At 63.6% G+C, this 14,572-nt stretch carries 15 protein-coding genes; 12 read left to right on the plus strand and 3 right to left on the minus strand.

What is annotated here, in order from left to right; translation table 11 throughout:
* The first annotated feature begins 87 nt into the window (after positions 1-87).
* From HFRIS_RS14210 to HFRIS_RS14220, 3 genes are all read left to right on the plus strand, one after another.
* Positions 88-750, plus strand: coding sequence for a helix-turn-helix transcriptional regulator (locus tag HFRIS_RS14210; RefSeq protein ID WP_039875813.1), 663 nt, complete (start codon positions 88-90; stop codon positions 748-750).
* Between the two features lie 82 nt (positions 751-832).
* Entirely contained in the window at positions 833-1,813 is a 981-nt protein-coding gene (locus tag HFRIS_RS14215; protein WP_006464085.1) for a threo-3-hydroxy-L-aspartate ammonia-lyase, read from the plus strand.
* A gap of 98 nt (positions 1,814-1,911) precedes the next feature.
* Positions 1,912-2,271: a 5-carboxymethyl-2-hydroxymuconate Delta-isomerase gene (locus HFRIS_RS14220; protein WP_006464086.1), complete on the plus strand. Its 360-nt coding sequence runs from the start codon at positions 1,912-1,914 to the stop codon at positions 2,269-2,271.
* A gap of 171 nt (positions 2,272-2,442) precedes the next feature.
* Here the strand turns inward: HFRIS_RS14220 and HFRIS_RS14225 are convergent, their stop codons facing one another.
* Positions 2,443-2,853 (minus strand): VOC family protein, encoded by a 411-nt coding sequence (locus HFRIS_RS14225; RefSeq protein ID WP_006464087.1) that lies wholly within the window; start codon positions 2,851-2,853, stop codon positions 2,443-2,445.
* A gap of 64 nt (positions 2,854-2,917) precedes the next feature.
* Between HFRIS_RS14225 and HFRIS_RS25265 the strand changes: the two genes are divergently transcribed.
* Positions 2,918-3,148 (plus strand): hypothetical protein, encoded by a 231-nt coding sequence (locus tag HFRIS_RS25265; RefSeq protein WP_139347098.1) that lies wholly within the window; start codon positions 2,918-2,920, stop codon positions 3,146-3,148.
* A gap of 261 nt (positions 3,149-3,409) precedes the next feature.
* Entirely contained in the window at positions 3,410-4,504 is a 1,095-nt protein-coding gene (locus HFRIS_RS14230) for a GGDEF domain-containing protein (RefSeq protein ID WP_241813608.1), read from the plus strand.
* A 96-nt stretch (positions 4,505-4,600) separates the two neighbouring features.
* Here the strand turns inward: HFRIS_RS14230 and HFRIS_RS14235 are convergent, their stop codons facing one another.
* Entirely contained in the window at positions 4,601-5,827 is a 1,227-nt protein-coding gene (locus HFRIS_RS14235) for an arabinose transporter (RefSeq protein WP_006464089.1), read from the minus strand.
* A gap of 176 nt (positions 5,828-6,003) precedes the next feature.
* Between HFRIS_RS14235 and HFRIS_RS14240 the strand changes: the two genes are divergently transcribed.
* Positions 6,004-6,636, plus strand: a complete 633-nt coding sequence (locus tag HFRIS_RS14240; protein ID WP_006464090.1) for a TetR/AcrR family transcriptional regulator — start codon at positions 6,004-6,006, stop codon at positions 6,634-6,636.
* Here the strand turns inward: HFRIS_RS14240 and HFRIS_RS14245 are convergent, their stop codons facing one another.
* Positions 6,637-7,659, minus strand: a complete 1,023-nt coding sequence (locus tag HFRIS_RS14245) for a LacI family DNA-binding transcriptional regulator (RefSeq protein WP_006464091.1) — start codon at positions 7,657-7,659, stop codon at positions 6,637-6,639.
* 6 nt (positions 7,660-7,665) lie between these two features.
* On the opposite strand from HFRIS_RS14245, the gene HFRIS_RS25270 reads away from it, so the two are divergent.
* From HFRIS_RS25270 to HFRIS_RS14270, 6 genes are all read left to right on the plus strand, one after another.
* On the plus strand, positions 7,666-7,962 hold the full coding sequence (locus tag HFRIS_RS25270) for a hypothetical protein (protein WP_152486696.1): 297 nt from the start codon (positions 7,666-7,668) through the stop codon (positions 7,960-7,962).
* Positions 7,963-8,020: 58 nt separating this feature from the next.
* On the plus strand, positions 8,021-9,184 hold the full coding sequence (locus tag HFRIS_RS14250) for an ABC transporter ATP-binding protein (RefSeq protein WP_006464092.1): 1,164 nt from the start codon (positions 8,021-8,023) through the stop codon (positions 9,182-9,184).
* A 72-nt stretch (positions 9,185-9,256) separates the two neighbouring features.
* Positions 9,257-11,233 carry a beta-galactosidase gene (locus tag HFRIS_RS14255; RefSeq protein ID WP_039875818.1) on the plus strand — a complete coding sequence of 659 codons (1,977 nt, stop codon included), beginning with the start codon at positions 9,257-9,259 and terminating at the stop codon, positions 11,231-11,233.
* A gap of 176 nt (positions 11,234-11,409) precedes the next feature.
* Entirely contained in the window at positions 11,410-12,654 is a 1,245-nt protein-coding gene (locus tag HFRIS_RS14260; RefSeq protein WP_006464094.1) for an ABC transporter substrate-binding protein, read from the plus strand.
* 85 nt (positions 12,655-12,739) lie between these two features.
* The gene (locus HFRIS_RS14265; protein ID WP_006464095.1) at positions 12,740-13,690 is read left to right on the plus strand and encodes a carbohydrate ABC transporter permease; all 951 of its coding nucleotides are present in this window, start codon (positions 12,740-12,742) and stop codon (positions 13,688-13,690) included.
* Positions 13,691-13,710: 20 nt separating this feature from the next.
* The gene (locus HFRIS_RS14270; RefSeq protein ID WP_006464096.1) at positions 13,711-14,562 is read left to right on the plus strand and encodes a carbohydrate ABC transporter permease; all 852 of its coding nucleotides are present in this window, start codon (positions 13,711-13,713) and stop codon (positions 14,560-14,562) included.
* The last annotated feature ends 10 nt before the right edge of the window (positions 14,563-14,572 follow it).

Here is a 14,572-nt window from a genome sequence, read left to right on the forward strand (position 1 = left end):
GAACGGATGCTCATGATAGCAAGCGCCTGCCCGGGCTGCGCAAGGCAAGCTACGGCGGAGTATACGTAAAGTCTAATTTTAGATAATATGTATTGCATGACTTCACGCTCCCGCAAAAAGAAACCCGACCGTCCCGACCATGCCCTGCTGCTGTCGCAATTGCAGCAGGTTGCCCTTGGGCTGGGCGAGACCTTCGCCCCCTTCTGCGAAGTGGTGCTGCACGACCTGCGCGATGCGGACCATTCCATCGTGGCCTTGCACAACAACCTGTCCGGGCGCGAAGTGGGCGACGCCACCACCGAACTGGGCCTGGCACGCATCGCCGACGAAAGCTATCCGCAAGTGCTGACCAACTACGCCAACACCCTGCCCGACGGGCGCCAGGCCAAGAGCACGTCGATCGGTATCAAAGACGCTGATGGCAAGTACGTGGCGGCGCTGTGCATGAACATCGACCTGACGCTGTTCGGCGCCTTGCAGGGCATGCTGCGCCAGTTCGGCGGCATCGATGGCGCGGTGCGCGTGGCCGAGACGCTGGAGCCGGCCGGCGCGGACGCCCTGCGCAGTCGTATCGACGATTTTGCGACGCGCCTGTCGACCACGCCGCGCAGCCTCAAGGCCGAGGACCGCCGCCAGTTGATGCGCGAGCTGCGCCAGAGCGGCTGCATGGATGTGCGCCGGGCGGCCGAGATCGTGGCAGCGCACCTGGGCGTCTCACGTGCGACGGTCTACAACGACGAGAAGGACTGACCCGCCCCGCACCGACGCCGGCTCCTCCTTCTGATTGCGCTATCGAATCCCTCCGACTCCACCCTGCCTCCAAAGGAAAATCATGATCCCCGTTTCCAGCGCCACCGAATTGCCCAGCTTCGCCGATGTCCTGCTGGCCGCCGAACGCATCAAGCCCTGGGCGCACAGGACGCCGGTGTTGCGCTCGCGTACCGCCGATGCCGAGCTTGGCGCGCAACTGTTCTTCAAGTGCGAAAACTTCCAGCGCATGGGCGCCTTCAAGTTCCGCGGAGCGATGAATGCGCTGTCGCAATTCGATGCAGACCAGCGCCGCCACGGGGTGATCACCTTCTCTTCCGGCAATCACGCGCAGGGGACGGCGCTGGCCGCGCAGTTGCTGGGCATCCCCGCAGTGATCGTGATGCCGCAGGATGCGCCGGCGGCCAAGGTCGCCGCCACCCGTGGCTATGGCGCCGAAGTGGTCACCTATGACCGCTACACCGAAGACCGCGAAGCCATCGGTGCGCGCCTGGCGGCCGAGCGCAAGATGACGCTGATCCCGCCCTACGATCATCCGCACGTGATGGCCGGCCAGGGCACGGCCACGCTGGAATTGCTGCAGGAGACCGGACCGCTGGATGCGCTGTTCGTCTGTGTCGGCGGTGGCGGCCTGCTGTCGGGTGCGGCACTGGCGGCCCGCGCGCTGGCGCCGGACTGCAAGATCTACGGCGTGGAACCGGAGGCCGGCAATGATGGCCAGCAATCGCTGCGCGCCGGTCATGTGGTCCACATCGATACCCCGAAGACCATCGCCGATGGTGCGCAGACCCAGCACCTGGGCAAGTACACCTTCGAGGTGATCCGCCAGCTGGTGGACGACATCCACACCGTCAGCGACGCAGAACTGATTGCCGGCCTGCGCTTCTTCGCCGAACGCATGAAGATGGTAGTGGAGCCGACCGGCTGCCTGGGCTTTGCTGCCGCCCGCAAGTTAAAGGACCAGTTGCAGGGCAAGCGGGTGGGCGTGATCATCAGCGGCGGCAATGTGGACCTGGGCAAGCTTTCCGCTTACCTGGCCAGCTAATCGTTTACACCAATATCATCGTCGGCGGTTTTGGCTTACAGTCGCAGGCAGCCTTAGCCCGCACACCCCTCATCTACCTAACAAGGATTGGAACCACCATGCCCCATCTCGTTGTGGAATACACCGGCAATCTCACCCTCGACGTACAGCCCACCCTGCTCAAGCTCAACCAGGCACTGGTGGCCAGCGGACACTTTGACGAAAACGCCATCAAGGCGCGCGCCGTGCGTCTGGATGACTACCTCGTCGGCACCGCCGCCGATGCCAAGCGAGCCTTCGTGGCACTGCGCCTGTCCATCCTGACCGGCCGCACGCTGGAAGAAAAGAAGCAGGTCGCCGACCTGCTGGGCGCGGCCATCCAGAAGGACCAGAGCTGGCCGGCACAGACCCAGGTGCAGATCACGGTGGACGTGGTGGACATGCAGCGCGAGACCTACTTCAAGCTTGCCGCGCAGTAAGCGCGGCAGCGCCCACAGCACGCGAGGGGAAGCGTTCCCTTGATCTGCGTGGGTGCTGGAACGCAGGAACGAAAAAGCCGTCCGGTATTTGCCGGACGGCTTCTTTTTTGGTGCTGTCGATGGGGGTGCGCTGACCGGTATTGTTCTTCTGCAAGGTCAGCAGCAATGTCCTCAGGAGGCCAGCGCCGGCTCGCGTGCGACTTCGCGGAACTGCACCACATTGCCTTCCGGATCGAAGCCATCGCAGGCACGGAAGTCCGGCCCGCTCCATTCGGCGTCGGCGGGCTTCATGCCACCGCCGAGCTGTTGCGTGCTCAACCTGGCCTGGGCCAGCGAGCGCACCGGCAGGAACAGCTTGACCGGCACGTTCTCACGCAACACCGGTGGCGCGCTGATTTCCAACGTGGCTGCTGCGGCGGGCGGAATGGCATGGATCACCAACAGGAAATCCTCGGCCTCGATCACTACCTTTTCTGCATGGGCATGCTTGGGAACCACCGCCAGCACCTGCGCATAGAACGCGGCGAGGCGGGCTACATCTTTGGCGAACAGGACTGCGCCTGCTTTGGGCTGGGTCGACATCTCTGCTTTCAAAAACGTTGATCGGATCTACGGAACGGCAGAGTTTATTTAGGACCAAGCAGCTTTGCAAGCATTAATCGTCACCTTGTGGCGACATGATTTTGTCGCCTCATGGCGACGCCTGAATGTCGCCTTTTTTCGCTCTATTGCAGAGCAATATAAGAATCCGCTGACACGCGAAAGTGGCGCTGTCCGATGGGCATTTCCGAGGGCGCAATTTATTGTTACGCATCGCCGTGAAGACACTGGCAAAACGTCAATTGTCGGCATGATCAGCGAAGCTGTTCTTATGTGATCGGAATGGCATCGTTTCCGCTACAACGAGGTATAAATTGTAAGCGGATGTTCCAAAGCGGTTTACTTCGGGACGTGATCTGCTACCTTGATGTCGCAGGGCAACATGATGTGCGGTGATGTACGGTTGATGAAGAAGAAAAATATTTCCGTCCGCGCACCAGACCACCAGAACATCCTGCACCGTCCTCCCCACTGCCTCACACGAAGCACCGACGGTGAATCAAATAAAACGAAACCCAACCCTCACGAGTATCACGCCATGAACATTCGAGATTTGCACGCCCAGTACACTCCCGAACGCTCCCTCTTCCAGCGTACCCAAGGCCGCCAGCGCGGACTGACCGACACCCGCGTCGAACTGGCGCACACCGACAGCGACGCCGACGCCTGGCTGGAACCGGCACTCTCCGACTTCATCTCGCTGGCCTCCAGCGTGTGCGGTACTCCCATGGGCATGTTCAGCCAGCTGCACCCCGACATCGGCCTGCAACAACCCTATCTGTCGGTGATCAACGGCCGTGGCGACAGCCGCAACCAGTGGTGGCACTTCCCCGGCCAGACAGGCGTGCTGCGCAATGCAGTGGACTTTTCCTTGTGCGACATGGCGGCCCGCACGCCGGGCGTGGTGACCGAAATCACCGATCTGCGTACTGTCGAACGTTTTGCTGTCAGCGCCCTGGCCAATGGCACCCCACCGGTGCGGTTCTACGCCGCCGTGCCGCTGGTGTCGGGCAATGGCGACATCATGGGCACGCTGTGCGTGATGGACCGCGAACCACGCGCCCTGTCCGCTACGCAACGTGATGCCTTCCTGAAGCTGGGCCGCCAGCTCGAAGCCCTGCTCGACAGCCATCGCGCCATGCAGAAGCTGGAGCAGCAGACCATGACCGACTCCTTGACCGGCATCGGCAATCGTCGCAGCTTCGATTCGCGCCTGCGCGAAGAATGGACCCGCCACCTGCGTAACGCGCGACCGCTGTCGATGCTGATGGTGGACGTGGATTATTTCAAGCAGTACAACGACACCTACGGTCACCCGGCAGGCGATGCCATGCTGCAGCAACTGGCAAGGGTGCTGCGTTCACCGCTGCGTGCCAGCGATTTCCTGGCCCGCTACGGTGGCGACGAGTTTTCGCTGATCCTGCCCGATACCGACGAGACCGGCGCACAGCAGGTTGCCGATCGCATCAAGCAGGCGGTGGCGCGGGTGAAGTGGCCGCATACCGATATCGAGATCAGCCTGGGCGCAGCCACCGTAACGCCCTCTGAAATGTGCGACTTCAGCGCACTGCTGCATGCGGCCGACCAGGCCATGTACCAACGCAAGCACGGCCGCAATCCACGCAACGCCTGAAGTCTGCAGGACCCGCTGCAAACGAATGACGCCGCTGCACAGACAGCGGCGTTTTCATGTCAGCGCCCTAGCACCTGACGCGCTACCCGACGGTGCTCATGTGCCTTCGCCGGGTGAGCGCATCAGATGCAGCGCCACCAGCATCGACAATCCCACCAGGACCGCTCCCGCCAGATACACGCCCTGCACCCCCACCTGGCTGGCCAATGCGCCGGCCAGGGGGCTGGTGATGCCCAGCGACAGATCAAGGAAGGCCACGTAGGCGCCCATGGCCAGGCCACGGGTCTGGGGTGGTGCGCGACGCATCGCCTCCACGCCGAAGCCGGGGAAGGCCAGCGAATAGCCGAAGCCGGTCAGGGCTGCACCGGCATAGGCCAACGCGCTGGCATCAGCCTGCCAGATCAGCAACTGACCCAGGGCTTCGATCAGCACGCAGACCAGTGCCACCCTGGCGCCACCGATGCGATCAGGCAGATGCGAAAACAGCAGGCGGGCGATGATGAAGGCCACGCCGAAGCTGGTAAAGGCCAGCGAAGAATCGCCCCAGCCACGCGCAGCGAACAGCAGCGCGATGAACGCCGTGATGACACCGAATCCGACACTGGACAGGGCCAGCCCCAGCCCAGGCTGCCATACCGCGCCCAACACCTTGTAGAAGGGCGTGCGACGACTGGCGCCGGGTGCCACCGGGCGCAGGCCGGCGATGAGCGCCAGTGCCAGCAGGGCAATGGCCAGGCTCACCATGCAGATGCCGGCAAATCCATACACATGGCTGACCGCCACCCCCAGCGGCGCCCCGCAAGCCATGGCGGCATAGATGGCGATACCCAGCCAGGCCATGACCTTGCCGCCATGCTGCGGGCCGACCAGCGCAATGCCCCAGCTCATGGTGCCGGTGACCACCAGGCTCTCGCCCAGGGCCAGCACCACGCGGCCGACGAGCAGGACCAGCACCGACAGCGCAGGTCGATCCAGCAGGGCCAGGGAAGCAAGATAGATCAGCGCCGAAACCGCAGCGGCGATGAAGCCCATGACCACCGCGCGCTTGGCCCCGTGCATGTCGGCCTGGTTGCCGGCCCAGGCACGGGACAGCAGGGCTGCCGCGAACTGTGCGCCGACCACCACGCCGACCATGGTGGCATTCATGCCCAGGGCATCCTTCAGATGCAGGGGCAGTACCGGCAACTGCAGGCCGATGGTGAGAAAGGCGATGAAGACCGCCAGCGTCAGCGGGGCGAGCCTGAGAAAGACGATGAAGGACGCCGCGCCGGGGCTGGCCAGCGGCGTCAGGGAAGCAGGCTTGTCAGCCGGTTTGATAGTCATGGTATGTCCTTGGAGATAGACGAGGTGAGGATGCCTGCCGGGCCTGCACCGTTCCGATTGAAGGTCGCGACCACCCAGGCTAGAATGCGACGAATCCGTCACATCCTGTCGATACGCAGTATGCGATCATTTCGTCAGGTTTTCCATTCGCATTCCCTACGACCACTTCCTGCACCATGCCCAAGCCCCGCCGCCCCCAGATTTCCCTGCGCAAGACGCCGCAGCAGGCCCGCTCGACCGAGCTGGTCGCCGCCATTCTCGAAGCGGCTGTTCAGGTTTTGCTACGCGAGGGGGCGCAACGGTTCACGACCGCGCGGGTGGCCGAGCGGGCCGGTGTGAGCGTGGGATCGGTGTACCAGTATTTCCCCAACAAGGCAGCCATCCTGTTCCGTCTGCAGGCCGACGAATGGCAGCAGACCACCGGGATGGTGCGCCAGTTGCTGCAGGACCAGCGCAAGCCGCCGACCAGACGGCTGCGGGAACTGGTACATGCCTTCATCCGCAGCGAATTCGAGGAAGCCCAGGTCCGGCTGGCGCTGGCCGATGCGGCGCCGCTCTATCGCGATGCGGTGGAGTCCGAAGCCTTGATCCAGGAATGGGATGCGATCATCGCCACCTTCATGCGCGAGGCCCTGCCGGGCGTGCCGACACCGCGACGCAAGCGCGCCGGCGAACTGGTGATGACCACGCTCTCTTCGGTGGGTGAACATCTCTCGCGCAGCGCGCAACAGCCCAGGGCCGTCCGCGCCTATGGCGAAGCCATAGCCGACATGTTCTGTGCGTATCTGGAGAGCCTGCAGGTGCGCTGATCAGCCCTTGCGCTTGCGTGGCGCTGCGGTCGAGGCGCGCTCCACCAGTTGCGGCGTGGCGGTCACCCGCATCACCGGCGAAGGACTGCGGCGCTCGATCAGCGCCAGCAGCAGATCGATGGACATGCGCGCCGCCTCTTCGGTCGGCACTGCCACCGTGGTCAAGGCCGGACGCGAGACCCGCGCCCACTGGATATCGGTGATGCCGGTGACGGAAATGTCACGCGGTACGTTCAGCCCGAGATCGGCGATGGCATTCATCGCGCCCAGTGCCGGCAGGTCATTGCTGGCAAAGATGGCGGTCACCTGTGGATGTTCCTTGAGCAATTCCATGGTGGCGCGATAGCCGGCCTCGACGGTGTCGTTGATGTAACGGGTGCGCTGCAGCGGGTGCTTGTGACCGGCCTGCGCGCAGGCGCTGGAAAATCCGCGATAGCGTTCGGCATGGATGCCGCTTTTCTTGCTGCCCACCAGCGCGGCGAAACACTGGTGACCCAGCCCCAGCAGATGACGTGCGGCGATTGCGCCGGCCTCATGGAAGTCCACTGCGATGCAGGGCAGTTCCGGCGGCGCATCGGGCTTTTCCCACATGCATAGCACGACCGGTGCACCGCGCTGTTCGGTCTTGCGCAGCTCATCCATGGGCAGGTTGGCATTCATGATCAGCACACCATCGGACAAGGTGCCGGCGATCTGGTCGAGATAGGCGCGGCCAATATCGGGATCGTCATTGGTGTTGCAGACGATCAGGAAGCGGCCACGATCACGCGCGGCACGTTCAGCGGCCAGGGCGAACTCGGGATAGAAGGGGTTGGCGATGCTGGAGACCACCAGCGCCAGCGTCGGCGCCCGTCCCTCGGCCAGTGCGCGCGCTGTCAGGTGCGGCCGATAGCCGAGCTGGGCAACTGCGTCCAGCACACGCTGGCGCGTCTGCTCGCCGACCTTGCCGCGCTGGCGCAGGACGTTGGAGACGGTGGCCGAGGTGACACCGGCCAGACGGGCGACTTCGGATAAGGTGGTCATGGCTGCATGGAGTTGGAAGCCCTCGCATTCAATCCGCTTATGTCGGGCTTGTCAACGCAGTCCACCATCACGGCGCGTGCCAATCCCGCGGCGGCTGACAAATTCCTGTCGGCCTGCGGTTACAGGATTGTTGTTGCAGGGCCGATTCAAGATGGGTATGATCGACCGAAATTATTTGCCGCCACCAAGGCGGCAACGCGATCAGAACAACGACGTGGAGACAACCCCGATTGCACACAGGAAACTCAGGCGATCTTTTTTTTGGATAGTTTGATTAAGCGCTTAACCTTAGGCTCGACCTGACGTCCGCCCTGCCCTTGCGGCGTCCTGCCCTGCAATCCATTTCTGTAAGGAAGACGTGATGGCCAGCATCAGCTTGCGTGCAGCACAAAAAGCCTACGGCGATGCGCCGCCGGTGATCCGCAATGTGGACCTCGACATTGGCGAGCATGAATTCTGTGTCTTCCTCGGCCCTTCCGGCTGTGGCAAGTCGACCCTGCTGCGGGTGATCGCGGGGCTGGAAGACCTCTCCTCCGGTGATCTCTTCATCGGCGGGCGCCGTGTCAACGATGTGCCCTCGGCACAGCGCTCGGTGGCCATGGTGTTCCAGAGCTATGCGCTGTTCCCGCACATGACGGTGTTCGAGAACATGAGCTTCGGGCTGACCCTGGCCAAGCTGCCCAAGGTCGAGATCGAGCAGAAGGTGCGCGAGGCCGCACGCATCCTGCAGCTGGAAGAACTGCTGCAGCGCAAGCCCAAGGAATTGTCGGGCGGCCAGCGCCAGCGGGTGGCGATCGGACGTGCCATCGTGCGACGTCCGGGCGTGTTCCTGTTCGACGAACCGCTGTCCAACCTGGATGCCACGCTGCGCAGCCAGACCCGCATCGAGATCGCCCGCCTGCACCGCCAGTTCGAACAGGCCAGCGTGGTCTATGTCACGCACGATCAGGTCGAGGCCATGACCCTGGCAGATCGCATCGTGCTGCTGCATGCCGGAGCCGACACGCAACGCTTCGGCAGCATCGCCCAGGTCGGTACACCCATGGAGCTGTACCACCATCCGCGTAACCGCTTCGTGGCCGGCTTCATCGGTTCGCCGCGCATGAACTTCCTGCCGGTGCAGGTGGTTGGCGTGCAGGACCAGGGCATCCTGGTGCGCCTGACCAGCAGCGACGAGACCGTGCTGGTGGCCGCGCAGGGCGCCGTACAGCCGGGCCAGATGCTGACGCTGGGCGTGCGTCCCGAACATATGGAGATCGGCCATGGCAGCCCTGGTGGCCAGCAGAGCCCGTACGGCATCACCCGTGAGGTGGTGTTGGTGGAACGCCTGGGCGAGCAGACCTACGTGCATCTGGATGAGCCAGCCGGCCAACCCCTGGTCGCCAAGGCGGCGGGGGATGCCCACATCGCCCGTGGCGAACGCCTGCGCGTCTCGGTGTCTCCCGACTGCACCTATCTCTTCGACCAGGACGGCGTGGCGCTGGCGCGCAGGCAGCCTGCTCCCGGTCTGGCTGCGGCGGCCTGAACCACGGGCTGCGGCCGCGACCACTGCCGCACCTCTCCTTCCACGCTTCACTACCGCTAAGGAATCACGACCATGTCGTTACGATTGGGAGTCTGTTACTACCCTGAACATTGGCCCGAGGCCATGTGGGAAAGCGATGCGCAACGCATGCAGGCGCTGGGCATCAAGCAGGTGCGCATCGGCGAATTCGCCTGGAGCCGCATCGAACCGTCGCCGGGCGACCTGCGCTGGGACTGGCTGGACCGCGCCATCGACGTGCTGGCCCGGCATGGTCTGGAGGTGGTGATGTGCACCCCGACTGCGACGCCACCCAAGTGGCTCATCGACCGTCATGACGATGTGCTGGCAGTCGATGCCCATGGCCGCGAGCGCGCCTTTGGCTCCCGTCGTCACTACGATTTCTCGTCCGACTCCTATTACGAAGAATCGCAACGCATCGTACGCCTGCTGGGCGAGCGTTATGGCCAGCACCCGGCCGTGACCGCCTGGCAACTGGACAACGAATACGGCTGCCACCAGACCGTGGTCAGCTATTCACCGTCGGCGCAGCGCCGCTTCCGCCAGTGGCTGCGCCAGCGCTACGGCAGCATCGACGCGCTCAACAGCGCCTGGGGTACGGTGTTTTGGAGCATGGAATATCGCAGCTTCGATGAGATCGATGCGCCCATCGGCACGGTGACCGAAGCCCATCCTTCCCATCGCCTGGACTACCGCCGCTTCGCCTCCGACGAGGTGGTGCGCTACAACCGCATGCAGGTCGAGATTTTGCGTCCGCTCTCGCCGGGTCGCTTGATGGTGCACAACTTCATGCAGATGTTCCTGGAGTTCGATCACTATCCGGTCGCGGCCGACCTGGACGTGGCCACCTGGGATAGCTATCCGCTGGGCGCGCTGGAGGTGATGTGGTTCGACCAGGACACCAAGGCGCGCTGGCTGCGCACCGGTCATCCGGATTTCGCCAGCTTCAACCATGACCTCTATCGCGGCATGTCGGCCCAGCCCTTCTGGGTGATGGAGCAGCAGCCGGGGCCGGTGAACTGGGCACATTGGAACCCGCATCCGCTGCCGGGCATGGTGCGTCTGTGGAGCTGGGAAGCCTTCGCCCACGGCGCCGGCTGCGTGTCCTACTTCCGCTGGCGCCAGTGCCCGTTCGCGCAGGAACAGTTGCATGCCGGCCTGAACCGTCCCGACAATCGCCTCGACGTGGGCGGCGCGGAGGCCGAGCGCGTGGCGCAGGAAATCCTCGCGGTCGAAGCCAGCCATGGTGCGCTGGCACAGCCACGCGGCAAGGTGGCGCTACTGTTCGACTATGACGCCAAGTGGCTCTTCGAGATCCATTTCCAGGGTATCGACTTCGAATATGCGCACTTCGCCTTCGACTATTACTCCACCCTGCGTGCGCTGGGGCTGGATGTGGACATCGTGCCGCTGCACGCGAACCTCGATGGCTACGCCATGATCGTGGTGCCGCCGCTGCCCATCGTGCCGGACGACCTGCCGGGTCGCATCGCGAAAAGCGGCGCGCAGGTGGTGTTCGGTCCGCGCAGCGGTTCCAAGACCGGCTCGCTGCAGATTCCCGACACGCTGCCGCCGGGCTCCCTGCAAGAGTTGCTGCCGATGCGCGTCTGGCGCGTGGAATCGATGCGTCCCAACGTCAGCGAGCCGGTGCAATGGGGTAGCGAACAAGGACAGGGCCGCTACTGGCGCGACCTGATCGAAGCCGATGGCGATGGTCTGCAGACCATCGCCCGCTTCGGGGATGGCCACCCCGCCATCGTGCGCAAGGAACGGGCCCATTATCTTGCCGGCATCTTCGATAGCGGGTTGACCACGCGCTATTTCGAAGAGGTCGCACGCGCCGCCGGGTTGACACCCCAGCGTCTGCCAGAAGGCCTGCGCCTGCAGCAGCGCGGCGGCCTGCAATTCGCTTTCAACTACAGCGATGCGCCGATACAGCTGCCGCAGACCGATACCGCACAGTTCCTGGTGGGACAGGCCCGCCTGGAACCGCAGGGCGTGGCGATCTACCGCAGCAGCAAACCCGATTAGGCAGGACGCCGGCCTCACTCTGGAAGAACGCACGGCAGCCGCGGCTGCCGTGCACAAGCAGGCAAGAGACCTGCGCAAGATGGGCAAAGAACCTGGCAGAACTGAAAAAGAAGCTGCGCAGGTCGGTCACAGCATCGACAACGCAGCTGTTTTGAAACCAACATTCGGAGACGACAATGAACAAGATGATTCGCATGACCGTGATCGCCGGCTGCCTGGCCGCATCCGCCTGGAGCAGCGCCGCCATGGCCGGCACCCTGGCCGTCAACATCGCCTACAAGGGGGCGGTCCAGCGCGCGGTATGGCAATCGACGATGGATGAATTCAAGAAGGCCAACCCGGACGTGGACATCAAGGCCTCCTTCATCGAGGAAGAAGCCTACAAGGTGCAATTGCCGGGCTGGCTGTCGACCCAGGCGCCGGACATCATCAACTGGCACAACGGCGAGCGCATGGCCTTCTACGCCAGCCGCGGCCTGCTGGAAGACCTGAGCGAAGACTGGAAGAAGAACGGCTGGGACAGCACCTATGCTTCCACCAAGGAAGCCTCGTCCTGGCAGGGCAAGCAGTATTCGGCACCGACCGTCTACTACTCCTGGGGCATGTTCTACCGCAAGGACCTGTTCAAGAAGGTCGGCATCGCCAGCGAACCCAAGACCTGGGATGAATTCCTGGAAGCCTGCAAGAAACTCAAGGCCGCCGGCATCGCCCCGGTCGCCGTCGGTGGTCGCGACGCCTGGACCCTGGCCGGCTGGTTCGATTACCTCGACCTGCGCATCAACGGCAATGCCTTCCACCAGCAGCTGATGGCCGGCGACGTCGCCTACACCGACCCTCGGGTGAAAAAGGTCTATACCGCCTGGAAGAGCCTGATCGACAACAAGGTCTTCATCGACAACGCCCTGTCCTACGACCTGGACGGCGCCCAGCCCTTCCTGTTCCAGGGCAAGGCCGCCATGATGCTCATGGGCACCTTCATCGCCAAGGGCTTCCCGGCCAAGCTGGCACCGGAGATGGGTTACTTCCAGTTCCCCATCATCGATGCCGCCGTGCCGACGGCCGAGGAAGGTCCGACCGAATCGATCCACATCCCGGCCAAGGCACGCAACAAGGCCGATGCGCACCGCTTCATCGCCTTCGTGGGAACACCCGCCATCAGCGCCAAGCTGGCCGAGGGCCTGGGATCGCTGCCGGCCAACAGCAAGTCGCCGGCACCGAGCGACCCGATCTCGCGCATCGGCTTCGAGATCCTGTCCAATGCCAAGGGCGGCATCTCGCAGTTCTATGATCGCGACATGACCAAGGAAATGGCCGATGAAGGCATGAAGGGCATGCAGAAGTTCGTCAGCGATCCGAACAAGCTCGATGATGTCCTCAACGATCTGGAACAGGCCCGCAAGCGCATCTACAAGAAGTCCTGAGCGCTGGCAGATAGAGACCCACCCGGGCCATTCCGGTCGCCGACGGCGGCGGGAATGGCCCGCAGAAATTGAAGGAGACCCAGCCATGCTCGCGCCCACTTCCGCCGCGCAGCCGCCTGCGACCGATGCAACGGCCACATCTGCCACATCTGCGGTATCAGCCACCCCGGCCAGCAGCCCGCAGCGCAGAGCCGCCCGTCGCAACCGTGCCGCCTTCTGGTTCCTGGCGCCGGCCTGCGTGATGACGCTGGTCTATGTGCTCTATCCGATCCTGTACACCATCTATCTCAGCTTCTTCAGCTGGGATGGCATGACCGATCCCAGGTTCGTCGGCCTGGCCAACTACGTCGAACTGTTCCACGCGCCGACCTTCTACACGGCGCTCAAGAACAATGTGCTATGGCTGCTGATGTTCCTGCTGGCGCCGCCCATGGGGCTGGCCATCGCGCTCTACCTGAACCAGAAGATGCGTGGCATGCGCGTGGTGAAGTCGCTGTTCTTCGCGCCCTTCGTGCTCTCGGGGGTGGTGGTGGGACTGATCTACAGCTGGTTCTACGATCCCAGCTTCGGCCTGCTGTCGTTGATCCTGGGCCAAGGCGTGCCGGTGCTGGGCGACGCCCGCTACGCCACCTTCGGCATCATCTTCGCGGCGCTGTGGCCGCAGACTGCCTATTGCATGATCCTCTATCTCACCGGGCTGACGGCACTGAACCACGACCAGGTAGAAGCGGCGCGCATGGAAGGCGCCAAGGGCTGGAGCATGCTGCGCTACGTGATCCTGCCGCAGCTGCGCTCGACCACCTTCATGGCCTTCGTGGTCAGCATCATCGGCGCGTTGCGCAGCTTCGACCTGATCTCGGTGATGACCAGCGGCGGACCTTACGAGAGTTCGACCGTGCTGGCCTACTACGCCTACGACCAGGCCATCAAGTATTACCGCCAGGGTTACTCGGCCGCGGTGGCAGTGACGCTGTTCGCCATCATGCTGGTCTACATCATCTACCAACTGCGCCGCATGCTGCGCGCCGAACGCTAACGAAGAAAAGAGGGATCGCCATGTTTCCCATGCCGATAGAAAAATGGAAGCCGTTCAATCGGGCGCTGTACCGTATCTCGGTGCCGGTGGCCCTGCTGATCTGGCTGCTGCCGATGCTGACCGCGCTGGTGACCTCGGTGCGCTCCAACGATGAACTGATGGCCGGCAACTACTGGGGCTGGCCGCAGGACTTCGCCATGCTGGAGAACTACCGCGAAGCGCTGACCGCCTCGCCCATGCTGCATTACTTCTGGAACAGCTGCCTGATCACCATTCCCTCGGTGATCGGTGCGATCTCGCTGGCGGCGATGGCCGGCTTTGCGCTGTCGACCTACCAGTTCCGGGGCAATACGGTGCTCTTCGCCACCTTCGTGGCCTGCAACTTCGTGCCGCAGCAGATCCTGATGATCCCGGTGCGGGACCTGTCGCTGTCGCTGGGCCTGTTCAACACCATCACCGGGATGATGCTGTTCCACATCGCCATGCAGACCGGCTTCTGCACGCTGTTCCTGCGCAATTTCATCAAGCAGCTGCCCTTCGAGATGATCGAGGCTGCACGCATCGAAGGCGCCAGCGAGTGGACCGTGTTCTACCGCATCGTGCTGCCGCTGATCCGGCCCGCGCTGGCGGCCCTGGCGGTGCTGGTCTTCACCTTCGTCTGGAACGATTACTTCTGGGCGCTGGTGCTGACCCAGGGGGACGACGTGGCGCCCATCACGGTGGGCGTGGCGGCCCTGCGCGGACAGTGGACCACCGCCTGGAACCTGGTCTCGGCCGGTTCCATCCTGGCGGCACTGCCCTCGGTGATCCTGTTCTTCGTGATGCAGAAGCAATTCGTGGCCGGCCTCACCTTCGGGGCCAGCAAGGGCTGAGCCCGCTGCG

The organism is Herbaspirillum frisingense GSF30 (assembly GCF_000300975.2).
Classification (GTDB): Bacteria; Pseudomonadota; Gammaproteobacteria; order Burkholderiales; family Burkholderiaceae_D; genus Herbaspirillum; species Herbaspirillum frisingense.